The sequence below is a fragment of the Azospirillum thermophilum genome, assembly GCF_003130795.1.
Taxonomy (GTDB): domain Bacteria; phylum Pseudomonadota; class Alphaproteobacteria; order Azospirillales; family Azospirillaceae; genus Azospirillum; species Azospirillum thermophilum.
In genome coordinates this window covers 271,113-289,486 of the sequence record NZ_CP029358.1, presented here as the reverse complement: position 1 = coordinate 289,486, position 18,374 = coordinate 271,113, and the positions used below count along the sequence as shown (strand labels likewise).

Genomic DNA, 18,374 nt, shown 5'->3' with positions numbered 1-18,374 from the left:
ACGGCAGAAGTAATGTATCAGTTTCCCGTCGCCATGGCTGTCATGCAGGGGCGTCGGGCGGTCGCGTTCCGCGGGGCCGGCCCCCTCCTGACCGGCCCCTCTTGATCGGGGATGGGGCGTTAACTATTTGCTTCATCGAGGCGACGAAGGCTGCGCATCCCGCGGGCCGCTCCGGCGCCCTCCCGCGCCGACCGACGGGCGGGACACCATAGCGGAGTGCCTTATGGACTTCGGTCAATTCACCGATCGTGCGCGCGGCGTGATCCAGGCCGCGCAGATGGCCGCCCTGGCGGGGCGCCACCAGCAGCTTCTGCCCGAGCATCTGCTGAAGGCGCTGATCGACGAGCCGAGCGGCACCGCCGCCCGTCTGGTCCGCGACACCGGCGGCGATCCCGAGCTTCTGAAATCCGCGGCCGATACCGCGCTGACCCGCGTCCCGCGCCAGACCGGCGAGGGGCCGCAGCCGCTCTACATGTCCCCGGCGCTCGCCGCCGTCCTGCAGGGTGCCGTCGAGGCCGCGCGGGCCGCCGGCGACCGCTTCGTCACCGCCGAACGGCTGCTGGAGAGCCTGGCCGGCCAGTCCGGCCCGCTGCGCGCCCTGTTCCACAAGGCCGGCGTCGAGCCGTCCGCCCTGGCCGATGCCATCGAGGCCGAGCACCGCGAGCATCCCAACGACGCGGCGACCGGCGAGGAAGGCGGCGGCGAGGCGCTGGCGAAATACACCCGCGACCTGACGGAGGAGGCCCGGCAGGGCCGGCTCGACCCCGTCATCGGCCGCGACGACGAGATCCGCCGCACCATCCAGGTGCTGGCCCGCCGCACCAAGAACAACCCGGTGCTGATCGGCGACCCCGGCGTCGGCAAGACCGCCGTGGTGGAGGGGCTGGCCCAGCGGCTGGCCTCCGGCGACGTGCCGGAGGGGCTGAAGGACCGCCGGGTGCTGGCGCTCGACCTCACGGCGCTGCTGGCCGGGGCCAAGTTCCGCGGCGAGTTCGAGGAGCGGCTGAAGGCCGTGCTGGCCGAGGTGCAGGCCGCCAACGGGCGCATCATCCTGTTCATCGACGAGCTGCACACGCTGATCGGCGCCGGGCGCACCGACGGCGCGATGGACGCCGCCAACATGCTGAAGCCGGCGCTCGCCCGCGGCGAGCTGCGCTGCGTCGGCGCCACGACGCCGGACGAGTACCGCAAGTACATCGAGAAGGACGCGGCGCTGGCCCGCCGCTTCCAGCCGGTCAACGTCGACGAGCCGTCGCAGGAGGACGCCGTCTCGATCCTGCGCGGCATCAAGGGCAAGTACGAGGTGCACCACGGCGTGCGCATCGCCGACGCGGCGGTGGTCGCGGCGGTGACGCTGTCCGACCGCTACATCCCGACCGCCGGCTGCCCGACAAGGCGATCGACCTGGTGGACGAGGCGGCGAGCCGCCTGCGCATGGCGATCGACAGCAAGCCCGAGGCGCTGGACGCGGTGGACCGCCGGGTCGCCCAGCTCAAGATCGAGCGCGAGGCGCTGAAGGCCGAGCCGGACGCCGCCTCCAGGGAGCGCCTGGTCAAGCTGGAGGACGAGCTTGCCGAGGCGGAGGCCCGCCAGGCTTCCATGGAGGAGGAGTGGCGCGCCTCGCAGTCGCGCCGGACCGAGGGCCGGCGCCTGAAGGAGGAGCTGGACCAGGCCCGCACGAAGCTGGAGCGCGCGCAGCGCGACGGCGACTGGGCCAGGGCCGGCGAGCTGGCCTACGGCGTCATCCCCGACCTGGAGAAGCGGCTGGCCGAGGCCGAGTCCCGCGCCAGCACCGAGCGGGAGGAGGTGACCGCCAAGGACATCGCCGCCGTGGTCACCCGCTGGACCGGGATTCCGGTCGACCGCATGCTGGAGGGCGAACGCCAGCGGCTGAAGGGCATGGAGGAGACGCTGTCGGCCCGCGTGGTCGGCCAGGAGGATGCGGTGCGCGCCGTGTCCAAGGCGGTCCGCCGGGCGCGGGCCGGGCTGAAGGACCCGAACCGCCCGACCGGCTCCTTCCTGTTCCTCGGGCCGACCGGCGTCGGCAAGACGGAGCTGGCGAAGGCGCTGGCCGCCTTCCTGTTCGACGACGAGACGGCGATCACCCGGCTCGACATGTCGGAGTACATGGAGAAGCACACGGTCAGCCGCATGATCGGGTCGCCTCCGGGCTATGTCGGCTATGACGACGGCGGCTCGCTGGCCGAGCGGATCCGGCGCCGGCCCTACCAGGTCGTCCTGCTGGACGAGGTGGAGAAGGCCCATCCGGACGTGCTGAACGTGCTGCTGCAGGCGCTCGACGACGGGCGGCTGACCGACGGGCAGGGACGCACCGCCGACTTCCGCCACGCCATCCTGATCATGACCTCCAACCTCGGTGCCGAGGCGCTGGGCGCGGTGGGCGACGACGAGGATCTGGGCGGGGCCACCGTCGAGGTGATGGACGCGGTGCGCCGCGCCTTCCGGCCGGAGTTCCTGAACCGGCTGGACGACGTGCTGATCTTCCGCCGGCTGGGCCGCCGGCAGATGGCCCGGATCGTCGACATCCAGCTCGCCCGCGTCAACGAGCGGCTGGCCGAGCGCGGCCTGACGCTGGAGGCCGACGAGGCGGCGCGCCGCCGGCTGGCCGAGCTGGGCTGGGATCCCGCCTTCGGCGCGCGTCCGCTGAAGCGGGCCGTGCAGGGGCTGGTCGAGGATCCGATCGCCGAGCGTCTGCTGGACGAGGACCAGCCGCTGGGCTCCACCCTGACCCTGTCGGTGGTGGACGGCCGTCTGGCGCTGGACGGCCGGGTGATCGAGGAGGACCGCCCGCACGGCTTCAAGGCGCCGGAACGCCCGCCGCTCGGCTTTGCGCTGACCGGCAGCACGGCGTCCTCCGGCCGCGAAGCCTCGGTCCACTGAGACCCGGAGCAAGAAGACGAAACGGCGGCGGAGGGGAGACCCTCCGCCGCCATTTTTCGTCCGGGCGGGGCTGCTTGACAGGGCGGCGGGGGGCGTGGAACCCTGGCGACGGGTCAGGTTGGACCCGCCCCGTCCGCGGAAAGGGCTGCGCCCGCAACCATCAGCATCCAGAGCCTTCATCCGGTTGCCCTTTTCTGTCTGCCGGCGGACACGGACGCGACTGAAAAGGGGATCCCCATGACCGAGCCCACCGGCCGGCCGGCGACGCCGTTCCGCCTGGATTTCGACCAGCAGAGGAAGCGGGCGAAGGAACTCTGCCGCGCGCTGCGCGACGGAAGCATGGAGGCGGCCGCGCGGGCGGCGCGCCATCATCCGGCGCTGCCGCCACCGGACGGGATCCGGCTGGCCGACGCGCAGCTCGTCATCGCGCGGGAGCTCGGCTGTGCGAGCTGGCCCCGGCTGAAGGAGCATGTCGCGGCGATGGACCGGGTGCGCGACGCCATCGGGCGATCCGCCGCTCCCGACGGGCACCGGCAGACCCTGCATATCCGCTGCGGCTCCGACATCCGGCCCGTCCTGCGCGAGGCGGGCTTCGCCGGCGAATTCCTGGAATACTCCAACCCGTTCTGTCAGGGACCGGTGCCGCAGGGGCCGGATCTGCTCGTCCGGCGCACCCGGTTCATCCTGGACGCCTACGGCGCTGCGATGGCGTTGGACGAGGCGTCGGTCGCCGCGAAGCTGGCGGCGGAGGAGGAGGGGCTGACCCGGGCCGCCGGGTATGACCGCGTGGTGATCTGGGTCGAGCATGACAGCTTCGACCAGCTCGTCCTCGTCCGCTGTCTCGCGGCCTTCGCGGAGCATGGGATGCCCAGGCTCCTGGAACTGGTGTCGGCCAACCGGTTTCCCGGCGCGGCCCGTTTCATCGGGCTCGGCCAACTGCCGCCGGAGGCGCTGCGGCTGCTGTGGGCGGCGCGCCGCCGGCTGGGGGCGGAGGCGGTATCGTTCGGCCGGCGCTGCTGGGAGGCGCTGCGGCGGCCGGACCCGAGGGAACTCGCCGCTCTCGCGGCACAAGGGACGGCGGATCTGCCGGACCTCCCCAACGCGCTGCATCGGCATTTGCAGGAGCTTCCCTGGACGCGGGACGGGCTGTCGCTGACCCAACGGCTGACCCTGGAGATCGTCCGGGACGAGGGGGAAGCGACCATCGGCCGGAGCTTCGGCCGCCTGATGCGGGAACGGGAGCCTCTGCCCTGGATGGGGGACGTGATGTTCCTCGCCGAGGTCGATGCCCTGGCCGGGGCGGCGCGACCGGCGCTCGCCGTTGCCGGTCCGGAGGAGCCCTGGCCGCAGCGGCGCCTGTCGCTGACCGCGGCCGGGCTGGCGCTGCTGGACGGCCGGGCGGACTGGCTGGCCTGCGGTCCCGGGGAGCGCTGGGTGGGCGGTGTCCAACTCCGGACACAGGAGCCGTGCTGGCGGTGGGACGACCGCTCCGGAATGCCGGTGCGTCGGTGAGGCGGGCAGGTCCGGGAGGCGGACGGGCACCCCCTCCCTCCAACGGGGGCGTTGGGCCCCGCGCGGACGGAGGCGGTTTCCCCATCATGCCCGACGACGCGACGCCCTGGCCGGGCAGCCGGAACCGGCGGCGAACATGGCGGAGGCGATCGGGCGCCGCTTCCAGCGCTTCGGTGGCGTCGATGTGCCGGAGGCGCCGCGCGAATCGTTGCGGGCCCCGCCCGCCTTCGAGTGAATCATGGTTCCGGCCATGGTCATCCTGGACACCAACGTCCTGTCCGAGCTGATGCGGCCGAGCCCGTCGGCCGCTGTGGTCCGGTGGATCGCCGGCCAGCCGGTCGCCGGCCTGTACATCACCGCCGTTACCCAGGCGGAAATCCTCTATGGCTTGGCGTTGCTGCCGGATGGCACACGGCGCAGTGACCTTCTGGCCGCCGCGGGGCAGATGTTCGCAGAGGATTTTGCTGGTCGCGTGCTGCCGTTCGACGGCGCGGCAGCAGAGGCGTTCGCGCTGGTTGCCGCAGGCCGGCGCCGTGCCGGGCGCCCGACCGGAACCTTCGACGCGCAGATCGCCGCCATCGCCCGGTCGCGCGGCGGCGCCGTCGCGACGCGGAACGTGGCGGATTTCCAGGACTGCGACGTGACGGTGATCGACCCCTGGATCGAATGACCGCGGGGCAGGTCACGGTCGAGGATGGCACGCTGCCGTGTTGGTAAAACCGGAAAAATGCCGGCATGACCGATGACGGCAAGCACCCCTCCCTCCAACGGGGGAGTTGATCCCCGGGCGGATGGAGCCAGTTTCCCCAGTCATGCCCGACGATGCGACGCCCATGAGCGGGGCTGCTGCGAGTGGCCGCGTCCTGCCGGACTGCCCCGAACCCGCCGCCACCACGACGACCGCGCTGCGCCGCAGCGTGCGCGACAGCGCGCTCGCCATCGTGCTGCTGTCGGCGGCGATCGGCGGCGTCATCGGGCTGGCGGTCGCCCTGCTGCACGAGGGGGTGCTGCTCGTCCAGCAGATCGCCTTCGGCGTGCCGGAGGGGCGGCGGCTGGGGTCGGTCACCATCGACCCGATGCGGACCCTGCTGGTCCCGGTGCTCGGCGGGCTGCTGGTCGGGGTGGTGGCGATGCTGCTGCGCCGCTGGCACAACCGCGACATCGTCGATGCGGTGGAGGCGAACGCGCTCTACGGCGGCAAGATGTCGATGATCGACAGCCTGCGGCTGACCCTGACCACGGCGCTGTCCAACGGCTGCGGCGCCTCGGTCGGCATGGAGGCGGCCTATACCCAGGCGGGGGCCGGGCTCGCCTCCACCATCGGACAGAGGCTGCACCTGCGCCGGTCGGACCTGCGCACGCTGGTCGGCTGCGGGGCGGCGGCGGCGATCGCCGCGGCCTATCACACGCCGCTGGCCGGCGCCTTCTATGCGTTCGAGCTGGTGCTGGGCGGCTATACGCTCGCCAACCTCGCTCCGGTCGGGGCGGCGGCGGTGGCGGCGGTCGCCCTGTCCGGCCTGTTGTCGGACATGGAGACGCCGCTGGCGATCGGCCGGCCGGTGGCGGTCGCCGGCTGGGACTATGTGCTGTGCGGCGCCGTCGGCTTCCTCGCCGGCTGGCTCAGCATCCTGGCGATGCAGGCGGTGACCCTGGCCGAGCGGGCCTTCCGTCTGCTGGCGGTCCCGCGCTGGCTGGGGCCGGCGGTCGGCGGGCTGGGGGTCGGCGGGCTGGCCCTGGCGGTGCCGGCGGTGCAGGGCAGCGGGCCGGGCGCGGTGCCGCCGGAGCTGGCCGGCGGGGCGGCGCTGCTGGCGATCACGCTGGGGGCGAAGATCCTGGCCTCGGCCCTGTCGCTCGGCTCCGGCTTCCGCGGCGGGCTGTTCAGCGCCTCCCTGTTCCTCGGCGGACTGTTCGGCGGGCTGCTGGGCGCCCTGCTGGACGGCGTTCTGCCGGGGCTGGGGATCGACCGCGGCCTGCTGCTGCTGGTCGGCATGGGGGCGGTCGCCGCCGGCGTCGTCGGCGCGCCGGTGACCATGGTGCTGCTGGTGCTGGAGACGACGCAGGACCTGTGGGCGGCGTCCGGTGTGCTGATCGGGGTCGTCGTGTCCACCATCGTGGTGCGCGAGGCCTTCGGCTATTCCTTCGCGACCTGGCGGTTCCATCTGCGCGGCGTGCCGATCCGCGGCGCCTACGACATCGGCTGGCTGGCGGAGCTGACGGCGCTGCGGCTGATGCGCAGCGACGCCAAGACGGTCCTGCAGAGCCAGTCGGTGGAGGCGCTGCGGCGGCTCTATCCGCTGGGCTCGGCCAAGCTGGTCTTCGCGGTGGACGACCAGGGCCGCTACGCCGGGCTGATCGACATGGCGGTGGTGCACGACCCGACGCTGGACGACGAGGCGGCGGAGACCACCGCCGCCGATCTCGCCCGCCATGCCGGCCACGCCCTGCTGCCGGGCGACGACGCCCGCACCGTGCTGCAGCGGTTCTGCGAGGCGGAGGTGGAGGCGCTGCCCGTCCTCGCCGCCCCCGGCGACCGGCGGATCGTCGGCTACGTCACCGAGTCCTTTGCGCTGCGCCGCTACAGCCAGGCCCTGGAGAAGCAGCGCAGCGCCGACCTCGGCGAACAAGGGTTGTGGGGACGGGGGTAGTTTCCCGTCTTGATGGGCATCCTTGCCCTGGTGCGCAGTAATCATCGCTTCAATCATTGACTGCGCCCGGCTGCGGCATGAAGCCGCTGACCGGCAGGGTCGTGCAATTTCGATGACACAAAATATTAATTCGAAATCAAAGTATCTGTGGAAATAACTCCAGCCGGCTGTCCTGGTAGGGCGGGAAAAGGCTGGGACATAGCGAATAGGGTTATTGCCGCTTACGAGCGGTTGGAGGGTGAGATGATGGGTGTCTCGACCGAATCCGTTGGTCGGAAAAGAACGAAGTTCGTTTACAGAATCCTGATCGCCGCGTCGCTGCTGATGATCGTCGGCATCGGCGCCCTGGCCGCCTTCAGCGCGTCGATCGCGCAGCGGACCCTTCTGCAGGGCGTGGAGTCGCAGGTGCGGCTGGTCGGCCAGTCGGCGGCGATCAGCATCGCGACCTGGCTCGACGGCCGGCAGCGACTTCTCGACGGTCTTGCCGACGCGATCCAGAGCACCGGCGCGGATGCCGGCGTCGAGCGGCTGCTGCGGTCCAAGGCGCTGACCGACAGCTTCTCCCCGGTCTATTTCGGCCGCCAGGACGGTGCCTTCATCCGCGAGCCGAGCGCCAGGATGCCGGAGGGGTACGATCCGCGCAAACGCGGCTGGTACGAGAGCGCCGTCGCCGAGAAGCGGCTCGTGCTGACCAAGCCCTACATCAGCGCCTCGTCCGGCAAGCTGACCCTCACCATCGCGCGGCCGGTCGCCGGTGCCGGCGATATGGCGGGCGGTGTGGCGGGGTGGCCGGCGCCGACCTCGACCTGTCGCGGGTGAACGACTTCCTCCACGGCATGGCGCTGGACGGCAACGGCTATGCCTTCCTGGTGGACTCCGAGGGAACGGTCCTGGTCCATCCCGACCAGTCCAAGGTCCTGAAGGCGCTGGACGGCGGCTTCGACCCGGCGCGCGCCGGGCGGACCGCCGGCGACGGCGACACGATGACCAGCTTCTTCCCCATCACCGGGCTGACCTCGGCCAGGTGGTATGTCGGCATCACGCTGGACCGCGCGACGGTCATGGCGCCGCTGGACGATTTCCGGCGTACGCTGATCCTGTCGGTCGGCGGGGTGATCGTGCTGCTGCTGGCGGCGCTCGGCGTGCTGATCTACCGCCTCGTCGCGCGGCCGGTGACGCAGATCACCGGGGCGATGCGCCGGCTCGCCGACGGCGACATGGAGGGGGACATCCCCGGGCAGGAGCGGTCGGACGAGATCGGCGCCATGGCGGAAACGCTGCTGGTCTTCAAGCGCAACATGGCCGAACACCGGCGGCTCGCCGCCGAGCAGGAGGCGCTGAAGGCCCGCGCCGAGGAGGAGAAGCGCAAGTCCATGCTCCTCCTCGCCGACGGCTTCGAGGAGACGGTCGGCGGCGTCATCCACGCGGTCGCCACCGAGTCCAAGGACATGGAGCGCCGGGCCCAGGAGATGGCGCGGGTCGCCGACCGCACCGGCCAGCTTGCCGGAACGGTGGTCGCGGCGACCGAGCAGACCTCGGCGAACGTGCAGACGGTGGCCGCCGCCACCGAGGAGCTGTCCAGCTCCATCGGCGAGATCAGCCGCCGGGTCGGCGAATCCTCGCGGATCGCCAACGAGGCGGTGGTGGTGGCCGAGCAGGCCAACGGCAAGGTCGAGGGCCTCGCCACGGCGGTCGAGCGGATCGGCGCGGTGGTCGAGCTGATCAACTCCATCGCCAGCCAGACCAATCTGCTGGCGCTGAACGCCACCATCGAGGCGGCCCGCGCCGGCGAGGCGGGCAAGGGCTTCGCCGTCGTGGCGCAGGAGGTCAAGGCGCTGGCCAACCAGACGGCCAAGGCCACCGAGGAGATCGCCGCCCAGGTCGCCGCCATCCAGTCGGCGACCGGCGACGCGGTGCAGCAGATCAAGCAGATCGGCCGCATCATCACCGCCATCGACGAGGCCGCCACCTCCATCGCCTCGGCGGTCGAGGAGCAGGGGGCGGCGACGCGCGAGATCAGCCGCAATGTCCAGCAGGCGGCGCTCGGCACCCAGGAGGTCGCCAACAGCATCGCCGGCGTCAACGCCGCCGCCGACGAAAGCAACACGGTCGCCGGCGAGGTGCTGCAGACGGTCCGGCAGCTCTCGGTCCAGGCCGACACCCTGAAGACCGAGGTCGGGCATTTCCTGGCGGGCGTGCGCGCCGGCTGACCGTCCGGGCCCGCGAGACCTTGCGGGGCGGGGCGGCGGACGAACCGTGGGCCGCCGCCCCGCCGCCGCCCCGTCCAGCCCCGCCTACCCCGCCTTGGCCGGCGCCATGACCTGGCTGATGTGGACGCCCAGCAGCTCGGCGGCGCTGCGGGCGACGTCCTGGTCCATGGGAGGCGGGGCGATGTTGACGCCCTCCTTCAGGGCCTTGGTCACGATCTCCAGCACGCGCAGGCGGGCGTACCATTTCGAGTTGGCGGGGATGGCGTGCCAGGGCGCCCGCTCGGTGGAGGTGTGGTCGAACATGTCCTCCGTCGCCTTCACGTAATCGTCCCAGCGCGCCCGGTTGCGCAGGTCCTCCTCGGTCAGCTTCCAGCGCTTGTAGGGGTTGGTCAGGCGCTCGCGGAAGCGGTTGAGCTGCTCCTCGGCGGTGATGTGCATGAAGATCTTGATGATCCGCACGCCGTCGTCGGTCAGCAGCCGCTCGAACTCGTTGATCTCGTCGTAGGCGCGCTTCCACTGCTCCCTGGTCGCCAGCTTCTCCACCCGCTCCACCAGGACGCGGCCGTACCAGGAGCGGTCGAAGATGGCGAAGGTGCCGCGGGCCGGCAGCTTGGTCCAGAAGCGGTAGAGATAGTGCTTGCCCTGCTCCTCGGCGGTGGGGGCGGAGATCGGCCAGACGTGGAAGCCGCGGGGGTCGAGCGGTTCGGTCAGCCGGCGGATGGCGCCGCCCTTGCCGCCGGCGTCCCAGCCCTCGAACACCAGGACGGCGCGGCGCTTCTCGTGCCAGTAGGTCTGCTGGATGTGCAGAAGCTCCTTCTGCAGCTTGCCCAGGCGGCGGTCGTACTCCTCCGCCGAGTCGATTCGGGCGTCGGCCATGTCCAGCTTGTCCAGCCGGATCTTCTTCGGTTTGCCGGTCTTGTCGGAGCCGTTCTTCTCGGCCATGCGCGGGTCCTTCGGTCGCAGGGGGCGGGGGTGGCGGGCAGGCGGCCGGGGAACCTTCGCCGGTGCCGCGGGTTGAGCGCGTGGCGGCCCGTCCGGTGCCGGTTGCAGTTCCGTGACCTTCCCGTTCAACGATCCCACATGGGTGGGTCCGGACTGTCAACGGCCGAACGCGCAAGCCGTTGCCCCATGCCGACGGAGAACCACACCCATGCCGACCGCCGGACCCCGAATCTACAATCTGTTCCCGACTCTGGCCGGGCCCGTGCGCGACTGGGCGCAGCACCTGCCCCGCATCGGCGGCATGGGGTTCGACTGGATCTTCCTGAACCCGATCCATTATCCGGGCTTCTCCGGCAGCCTCTATGCGGTGAAGGACCCCTACCGGCTGCACGACATCCTGCAGGGCGGATCGCCCGAAAGCCCCGCGGAGCTGCTGCGCGGTTTCGTCGCGGCGGCGGCGCGCCACGGCCAGTCGGTGATGATGGATCTCGTCATCAACCACACCGCCAGGGACGCGCTGCTGGTGGCGGAGCACCCCGACTGGTACCGGCGCGACGCCCGGGGAGAGCTCTACAGCCCGCGCGCCGTCGATCCGGTGGACGCCACGCGCGTCACCGTCTGGGGCGACCTCGCCGAGCTGGACTATGGCCGCGCCGAGGCGCGCGCCGGGCTGGTGGAGTACTGGACGCGCTACCTGCGCCACCATATCGGGCTGGGGGTGAAGGGCTTCCGCTGCGACGCCGCCTATCAGGTGCCGGCGGAGGTGTGGCGCAGCCTGATCGACGCCGCCCGCGCCGCCGATCCGGAGGTGAAGTTCTTCGCCGAGACGCTGGGCTGCACCATGGAGCAGGTGCGCGACCTGCGCGGGGCCGGCTTCGACTTCCTGTTCAACAGCGCCAAATGGTGGGACTTCAAGGCGGACTGGCTGCTCGACCAGTATGAGGCCTATCGCTGGATCGCGCCGACCGTCGCCTTTCCGGAGAGCCACGACACCGACCGTCTGGCGGCCGAGGTCGGCAGCCAGGACACCGAGCGGCTGGCCGCCCAGCTCAAGATGCACTACCTGTTCGCCGCCAGCTTCTCCACCGGCGTGATGATGCCCGTGGGGTTCGAATACGGCTTCACCCGCAAGCTGGACGTGGTGAACACCCGGCCGGAGGACTGGGAGCAGCCGAAGCTGGACCTGACCGGCTTCATCGGTCACGTCAACGCCATGAAGGCCGCCACGCCGGCGCTGAACGTCGAGGGGCCGCAGCGCCGCATGACCTCGCCGCAGGGGCCGGTGCTGGGGCTGCTGCGCACGGTGGACGGGGCGGATCCGGACGGGCCGGACGGCTGTTCCATCCTGCTGCTGAACCCGGACGAGTCGCGCAGCCATCCCATCGACCCCGGCCCGCTGCTGGCCGAGACCGGCGGCCGGTTCGAGGATTTCGAGGACGTCACCCCCGACAGCATGCCGCAGCCCTTCGAGCCGGGCCGGCCGCTGACCCTGCGCCCGCTGGAGATGCGGCTGTTCCGCGGCCGGCCGGCGCAGGCCCGTCCCGTCGAACTGCACGACGTGGAGGAGCGGGCCTGGATGGACGACCTCGCCGCCGGCCGCGTCGCCATCGAGGCGGTCTATCCGGAGGTCGAGGGCGGCCGCTTCCCCATCAAGCGGGTGGTCGGCGACCTGCTGGAGGTCTGGGCCGACATCTTCACCGACGGCCATTTCGAGCTGTCGGCCGCCGTGCTCTACAAGGCGGTCGACGAGCCGGACTGGCACGAGGTGCGCATGTCCTACTTCGACAACGACCGCTGGATCGGCCGGGTGCCGCTGACGCGCAACACCCGCTACCTCTACACCGTGCTGGGCTGGCGCGACGTGTGGGAGAGCTGGCGCGTCGATTTCCGCAAGAAGGTCGATGCCGGGCTGGTGGTGGATCTGGAGCTGATCGAGGGCCGCCGGTTCGTCGAGCGCGCCCTGGAGCTCGCCGCCACGGACGAGGCGCGCGGCAGCCTGCAGGCGGTGATCGACCGCATGATGACGCTGCGCGGGCGCGAGCTGATCGACTATGCCCTGTCGGAGCACCCGCGCCGGGTGATGGAGCGGCACGGCGAGCGGCAGTACCTGTCGCGCTACGGCCGCGACCTGCAGGTCTATGTCGACCGCACCGCCGGCGCCTTCGCCGCCTGGTTCGAGATCTTCCCGCGCTCCGCCTCGCCCGACCCGTCGCGGCCGGGGACCTTCGACGACGTCATCGGCCTGCTGCCGATGGTGCGCGACATGGGATTCGACGTGCTGTACTTCCCGCCGATCCACCCGATCGGCCGCAGCTTCCGCAAGGGGAGGAACAACACGCTGAACCCCGGGCCGGACGATCCCGGCGTGCCCTACGCCATCGGCGCGGAGGAGGGCGGGCATGACGCCATCGCGCCGGAGATCGGCGATTTCGAGAGCTTCCGCCGCCTGATCCGCGAGGCGAAGCGCCACGGGATCGAGATCGCGCTGGACTTCGCCGTCCAGTGCTCGCCGGACCATCCCTGGATCAGGGAGCATCCGGAGTGGTTCTACTGGCGGCCCGACGGCACCATCCGCTATGCCGAGAATCCGCCGAAGAAGTACCAGGACATCGTCAACGTCAGCTTCTACCGCGAGTCCTATCCGGACCTGTGGTACGCGCTGCGCGACGTGGTCCTGCTGTGGTGCCGCGAGGGGGTGCGGACCTTCCGCGTCGACAACCCGCACACCAAGCCCTTCCCCTTCTGGGAGTGGCTGATCCGCGAGGTGCAGGACCGCTATCCCGACGCCATCTTCCTGGCCGAGGCCTTCACCCGGCCGAAGCTGATGAGCCGGCTGGCCAAGGTCGGCTACACCCAGTCCTACAGCTACTTCACCTGGCGCAACACCAAGCAGGAGCTGACCGAGTATCTGACCGAGCTGACGCAGGGGCCGTCGAAGGAGTACATGCGCCCCAACTTCTTCGCCAACACGCCGGACATCCTGCCGCCGATCCTGGTCCATGGCGGCCGGCCGGCGCACATGATGCGCGCGGTGCTGGCGGCGACGCTGGGCGGCGTCTACGGGCTCTACGCGCCCTATCTGGTGTGCGAGGCCGATCCCTTCCCCGGCAAGGAGGAGTACAACCACTCCGAGAAGTACGAGGTGCGGCACTGGAACTGGGACCAGCCCGGCAACATCCGCGACTATGTCACGCGGATCAACCGCATCCGGCGGGAGAATCCGGCGCTGCACCGCTTCACCAACCTGACCTTCCACACGGCGCACGACGACAACATCCTGCTCTACGGCAAGATGACCGAGACGAAGGACAACGTCATCCTGATCGCCGTGAACCTCGACCCGCACAATGTCCGCGGCGGGACGATCGAGGTGCCGCTGTGGGAGCTGGGCCTGCCCGACGGGGCGCATGTCCAGGTGGAGGACCTGTTCACCGGCCACCGCTTCACCTGGATCGGCAAGTACCAGCAGGTCTGGCTCGACCCGCAGCAGAACCCGGCCGCGATCTGGCGGATCCTGCGGCCGGGGGCATAGCGAGCGTCGCTGCGGCGGTGGTGAGCGCCGCGGCCGGACGCCGCCCGAGGCGCGGCGGCGTCCGGCGCCTGTTAATTACCCACATCGTCGAAGGTCGTGCAGTAGACGGCGCGGTGGTCTTGGCCGTGTCGAGCCTCCGGCTGTTGGCATCGGAAAGAGGTGCTGGAGGTACCGATGGCCGATGCGTCAAGAACCTGGATCGACGATGAACTTGCCAGTTGCCAGTTGCTGGACCAGCGCCTGAACCGGCGGCTCCACGGATTGCTCGGGCAACTGGCGGATAACATGGGAGAGAGCATTCCCTTTGCCTGCCAGGACTGGGCCAACACCAAGGCGGCCTACCGGTTCTTCGCCAACAGCCGTGTCGGCGAGGGCGACATCCTGGGGGCCACGTCGAAGCAACGCGCCGTCGGGTTGCCGCCACGCGCGGCACCATCCTGGTCATCCAGGACACCACCGAGTTCTCCTTCGAGCGCGAGCGTCCCGACCGGGTCGGCTGGACCTACAAAGGCAACGGCAGCAATGAGCGGCAGGGGGGCGTGCGCCCGTACACCGCCTGCGGGCTGCTGATGCACTCCAGCCTGGTGGTCACAACGGACGGGCTGCCGCTTGGCCTGGGTGCGGTCAAATTCTGGACCCGCAAGAAATTCAAAGGAACCGCCGCCCTCAAAAGGCACATCAATCCGACGCGGGTCCCGATCGATGGGAAGGAAAGTGTCCGCTGGCTGGACAACATGCGGCGGACGGCCGAGCTGTTCGGGGATCCGGCCCGCTGCGTCTACATCGGCGATCGTGAGAACGATATTTACGAGTTCTTCTGTCTCGCGCGGGATCTCGGAACCCACTTCCTGGTTCGGACGTGTGTCGACCGGCTCGCGGGTGACGGCACCACGACGGTCGCCCGCTTGATGGACGAGGTGGCGGTGGGCGGTCGGCACCGCATCGAGGTCCGGGACGCCGGCGGGCGAACCGAAACCGCGGAAGTCGAACTCACCTACGCCACCCTGCACGTCCGGCCACCGATCGGGAAGGAAAAGCGCTATCCTGCCCTCGACCTGACAATCTTGTACGCCCGGGAACCAGATCAACCCGAGAACCGCCCACGCATCGACTGGAAGATTGCCACCGACCTGCCAGTCACCGACACCGCCTCTGCTGTGGAGAAGCTGCGCTGGTACGCTATGCGGTGGCGCGTGGAGGAATTCCACAAGATTATGAAGTCGGGGTGCAAAGTGGAGGCAGCGCGGCTCCGGACGGCTGAGCGCCTGGTGAAGCTGATTGCTGTCCTGTGCATCGTGGGCTGGCGCGTCTTCTGGTTGCGGATGATGAACCGGGTGGTGCCGGATGCCGAACCGGGTGTCGCCTTGACCGGAATCGAAACCGCGGTCCTCGATCGCGTGGTTCCCGACCGCGGCTCCAACCAGCCCCGTATTCGAGATTTGGCCAGCTACGTGCGGAAGATCGCAAGGCTCGGCGGCTGGCTCGCCCGCGCGGGGGACCCGCCACCCGGCGACAGGGTCCTATGGCGCGGCATGACGCGCCTGACCGATATCGTTCTCGGCGCCACCCTCACTCTCGACGATGTGGGTAATTAGCAGGTCCGGCGCGCCCTTACACCAGCACGGCCTCGGCGGCGTCGATGAGAATGTCGCCGAGGATGTGGATGGCCGCTTCGCGCAGCGTCTCGTTGACCGGATCCTGCTGGACGGCGGGCTTGGCGACGAAGCGCGTCACGGTGATGGCGACGCTCTTGGGATTGTTGTCGATCTGGAGCCAGCCGGTGACCGGCGTCCCCTGGTAGAGCCAGATGCTGCCGTCGCGATGCAGCTCGTAGAGCTTGCCGCCGCCGGCGGCGATGGCCGCGGCCTGCGGGTTGTTGTCGAGCATGGTCCAGCCGGTGATCGGCGTGCCGTCGTAGCGCCAGATGCTGCCGTCGTCGTGGAGCTGGTAGATCTGCCCGCTGGACTGGTCGACCATGATGCCGACGCTCTTGGGATTGTCGTCGATCTGGAGCCAGCCGGTGACCGGTGTCCCCTGGTAGAGCCAGATGCTGCCGTCGGAGTGGAGCTGGCAGAGGGTGCCGTGTCCGCCGGCGATCGCCCGCGTCTTGGGATTGTCGTCGATCTGGAGCCAGCTCGTCATCGGCGTGCCGCCGTAGGACCAGATGGAGCCGTCGTCGTGCGCCTGATAGAGCGCGTTGCCGTCGGCCAGGATGCCGATGGTCCGGGGGTTGTTGTCGATCTGGAGCCAGCCGGTGACCGGCGTTCCCTGATAGAGCCAGAGGCTGCCGTCGCGGTGCAGCTCGTAGAGCTTGCCGCCGCCGGCGGTGATGGCCGCGGCCTGCGGGTTGTTGTCGAGCATCGTCCAGGCGGCGGCCGGCTTGCCGTCCAAGCGCCAGATGGTGCCGTCATTGTGCATCTGGTAGAGCGCGCCGGTCGTGCTGTCGGACGTGATGGCGACGGTCTTGGGGTTGTTGTCGATTTGCAGCCAGCTCGTCATCGGCGTGCCGCCGTAGGACCAGATGGAGCCATCCTGGTGAATCTGATAAAGGGTTCCGGCCATAGTCATTTCTCCTGATTCTCGCGGTAATGGTCTCGGGATTCGAAGTGATCGCGGTGTTTTTCAAAGACGGCTGCTGAGCGGCATCGCGGCCAGGGCAGTGAATGCCGCAGACTGCGATGCGGAAACCGTGCCGCTTTCCCTGGGATGCAAGTGGTATCGGCCGTCGCCCAGCCCGCCTGCCGGCGCTTTTCGAGACTTCCCCGCTCCGTTGGAGGAAGGAAATCCCTTTTCCTGCGAGGTTTCGTTTCTGCTTACGAGAAATTTTATTGCAGAGTACGCAACTCACAGTCAATCGCATCATGGAAGCGAAAAGAAACTGATTTCCACCAATCCGATTATATTATCCATACCATCGCATGAACTGGTTATTCTGTTGAAACGCAGATCATGCATATGTATCTATATGGGTATTCTCGGGATCCGCGGATGGGATCCTGGTTTTTCTTTTGCCGTTATGGAAGCGATGTAAGACAAAGCACGACGAACCGGCCGCGAGCCCTTCGCGGCCGGTCGGAGTTTTGCGGATCGGTATGCGGATCTGTCGGGCCGGGCGTTGCCGGCGTACGGGTGGAGGCTATGCCTCCACCGGCTCCGGCTGGTCCGCCCAGGCCGGATAGCGCAGGCTCAGCCTGTGCTCGCGGTCGTCCATGTCCAGCACCGGGCGCAGCACGGCCGGGTCGGCGCGCATGGCGTCCTCGCCGGCGAGGTGGACGATGCCGAGGCGGCGGTTGGGCAGGTAGTACTCCACCAGTTCCCGCTTTTCGGAGTCGAAGCGCCAGGGGCCGATGTAGTTGCACCATTCCGGCAGCAGCTCGACCGGCAGCTTGTCGAGGTAGATGGCGCCGGCCATGGCGAGCTGGTCGGAGGTGAAGAGGCGGCCCTTGACCAGCACCCGCTTCTGCCAGCGCTGGAAGGCCTCCCAGTGCGGCGCGTCGGCCCTCAGCGCATAGGCGCCGGCGTTCAGCGTCGGGCGGGTCGCCAGCGCCCGGCACTCCGCACCGGACAGGCCGGCACGGCTGGCGTTCTTGAACAGGATGGAGCGCACGCGGGCGAAGCGGCCGAACAGCCAGTCGAGCCGCAGCTCCGTCTCCGAAAAGCGGCCGAACTGGGCGACGATGGCGAAGCGGCCGGTCGCCGCGCCGCGGCGCAGCAGTTCCACCGCCTCCCAGTCCTGCACCCAGGCGTCGGCGTCGATCCAGATGACGGTCTCGTAGCCGGGGAAATAGGTGGGCAGGTGCAGCTTGGCGAGGTTGGCCTTGAGGTGGATGCGGTTGCGCAGCCGGTGCGCCGGGATCTCCACCGGCCAGGGCGGCGTGACCACGGCCAGGCCCTGGCCCTTCAGCTCCGCCCGCTGCTCGTCGGTCAGGCCGGCGTCGATGATCCCGATCGGACAGGCCGCCGCCGGCCGCAGGGCGCGCAGCGAGGCCACCAGTTCCCGGATCAGCGGGCAGTAGCGGGAATCGCCACCGGTGACGATGATGAAGGAACCGGGCTGGGCCATGGAGGGAATCACCGGGAAAACGGAAAGGCGCAAGGCGGGGGAAGGCGGGCCCGGCGAGGGTGGATCCCCGTTGGTGGTATGTCAAGCGGCGTACCGAAGCTCTGGCGGTTGTCCTCGCGGACCGGTAGAAAGTCAGTCACGGAAATCAACGGAGGCGGAGGACCGGCCGGGGGATGCAGATTCGGCCCGACGACGAGGCGGCCTTGTGCTCGATCGAGATCCTGGCGGAGGCGGTGGACCGCGCCTGCGTGCCGGGGCTGCTCGACCTGCGCATGCTGCGCAACGCGCTGCGCGAGGCGGCGCGGAGCCCGACCCCCGACACCGTGAAGATCGCCTTCGGCATGTTCTCGCGCCTCGACGGCGACTACCGCCGCCGAATCGCGCACGAGGCGCTGAGCATCGCCGCCGAACAGCGCGGCCGCTTCGCCCCGCGGGGACGGCGGGGGCCGCGCCGCCTGCGCGCCGGGGCCTGAGGCGGGAACTCCCCGCCCGCCCGGGTCGTTGGGGTGGAGGCGCCCGGTCCGGAAGCCCGGCCGGTGCCGAGACCCGCGTCAGGAGATCGCCCCGCC

General features: G+C 69.9%; 11 protein-coding genes and 2 pseudogenes. 10 read left to right on the top strand and 3 right to left on the bottom strand.

Annotated elements, in window-relative coordinates; translation table 11 throughout:
* Positions 1 to 223: 223 nt before the first annotated feature.
* From clpB to DEW08_RS29050, 6 genes and pseudogenes are all read left to right on the top strand, one after another.
* Positions 224 to 2,901, top strand: a pseudogene (gene clpB, locus DEW08_RS29080) (ATP-dependent chaperone ClpB).
* A gap of 237 nt (positions 2,902 to 3,138) precedes the next feature.
* Positions 3,139 to 4,413 carry a DUF1835 domain-containing protein gene (locus DEW08_RS29075; RefSeq protein ID WP_245987075.1) on the top strand — a complete coding sequence of 425 codons (1,275 nt, stop codon included), beginning with the start codon at positions 3,139 to 3,141 and terminating at the stop codon, positions 4,411 to 4,413.
* A gap of 250 nt (positions 4,414 to 4,663) precedes the next feature.
* Positions 4,664 to 5,083 carry a type II toxin-antitoxin system VapC family toxin gene (locus tag DEW08_RS29065; protein WP_109334179.1) on the top strand — a complete coding sequence of 140 codons (420 nt, stop codon included), beginning with the start codon at positions 4,664 to 4,666 and terminating at the stop codon, positions 5,081 to 5,083.
* 163 nt (positions 5,084 to 5,246) lie between these two features.
* A complete protein-coding gene (locus tag DEW08_RS29060) occupies positions 5,247 to 7,058 on the top strand; it encodes a chloride channel protein (protein WP_245987074.1) in 1,812 nt (603 codons plus the stop codon).
* Between the two features lie 243 nt (positions 7,059 to 7,301).
* Complete coding sequence (locus tag DEW08_RS29055) at positions 7,302 to 7,877, top strand: cache domain-containing protein (RefSeq protein WP_146214784.1); 576 nt, start codon at positions 7,302 to 7,304, stop codon at positions 7,875 to 7,877.
* A complete protein-coding gene (locus DEW08_RS29050) occupies positions 7,844 to 9,268 on the top strand; it encodes a methyl-accepting chemotaxis protein (protein WP_245987073.1) in 1,425 nt (474 codons plus the stop codon). The genes DEW08_RS29055 and DEW08_RS29050 overlap by 34 nt, the downstream gene beginning before the upstream one ends.
* Before the next feature lie 84 nt (positions 9,269 to 9,352).
* On the opposite strand, the gene DEW08_RS29045 is transcribed toward DEW08_RS29050, so the two are convergent.
* On the bottom strand, positions 9,353 to 10,210 hold the full coding sequence (locus DEW08_RS29045; RefSeq protein WP_109333954.1) for a polyphosphate kinase 2 family protein: 858 nt from the start codon (positions 10,208 to 10,210) through the stop codon (positions 9,353 to 9,355).
* A gap of 208 nt (positions 10,211 to 10,418) precedes the next feature.
* Here DEW08_RS29045 and DEW08_RS29040 point away from each other — a divergent pair, with 208 nt between their 5' ends.
* The 3 genes and pseudogenes from DEW08_RS29040 to DEW08_RS29035 all read left to right on the top strand — a co-directional run bounded on the left by DEW08_RS29040 (position 10,419) and on the right by DEW08_RS29035 (position 15,337).
* Positions 10,419 to 13,742, top strand: coding sequence for a maltotransferase domain-containing protein (locus DEW08_RS29040; protein ID WP_109333952.1), 3,324 nt, complete (start codon positions 10,419 to 10,421; stop codon positions 13,740 to 13,742).
* 174 nt (positions 13,743 to 13,916) lie between these two features.
* A pseudogene (locus DEW08_RS33625) lies at positions 13,917 to 14,048 on the top strand (IS4/Tn5 family transposase DNA-binding protein); the annotation flags it as partial.
* Between the two features lie 2 nt (positions 14,049 to 14,050).
* Positions 14,051 to 15,337 (top strand): IS4 family transposase, encoded by a 1,287-nt coding sequence (locus tag DEW08_RS29035; protein ID WP_342760821.1) that lies wholly within the window; start codon positions 14,051 to 14,053, stop codon positions 15,335 to 15,337.
* 16 nt (positions 15,338 to 15,353) lie between these two features.
* Here DEW08_RS29035 and DEW08_RS29030 read toward each other — a convergent pair whose 3' ends face one another.
* Positions 15,354 to 16,304, bottom strand: coding sequence for a hypothetical protein (locus DEW08_RS29030; RefSeq protein ID WP_109333950.1), 951 nt, complete (start codon positions 16,302 to 16,304; stop codon positions 15,354 to 15,356).
* Positions 16,305 to 16,878: 574 nt separating this feature from the next.
* The gene (locus tag DEW08_RS29025) at positions 16,879 to 17,805 is read right to left on the bottom strand and encodes a glycosyltransferase (RefSeq protein WP_109333948.1); all 927 of its coding nucleotides are present in this window, start codon (positions 17,803 to 17,805) and stop codon (positions 16,879 to 16,881) included.
* Positions 17,806 to 17,978: 173 nt separating this feature from the next.
* On the opposite strand from DEW08_RS29025, the gene DEW08_RS29020 reads away from it, so the two are divergent.
* The gene (locus DEW08_RS29020) at positions 17,979 to 18,278 is read left to right on the top strand and encodes a hypothetical protein (protein WP_109333946.1); all 300 of its coding nucleotides are present in this window, start codon (positions 17,979 to 17,981) and stop codon (positions 18,276 to 18,278) included.
* Positions 18,279 to 18,374: the final 96 nt, after the last annotated feature.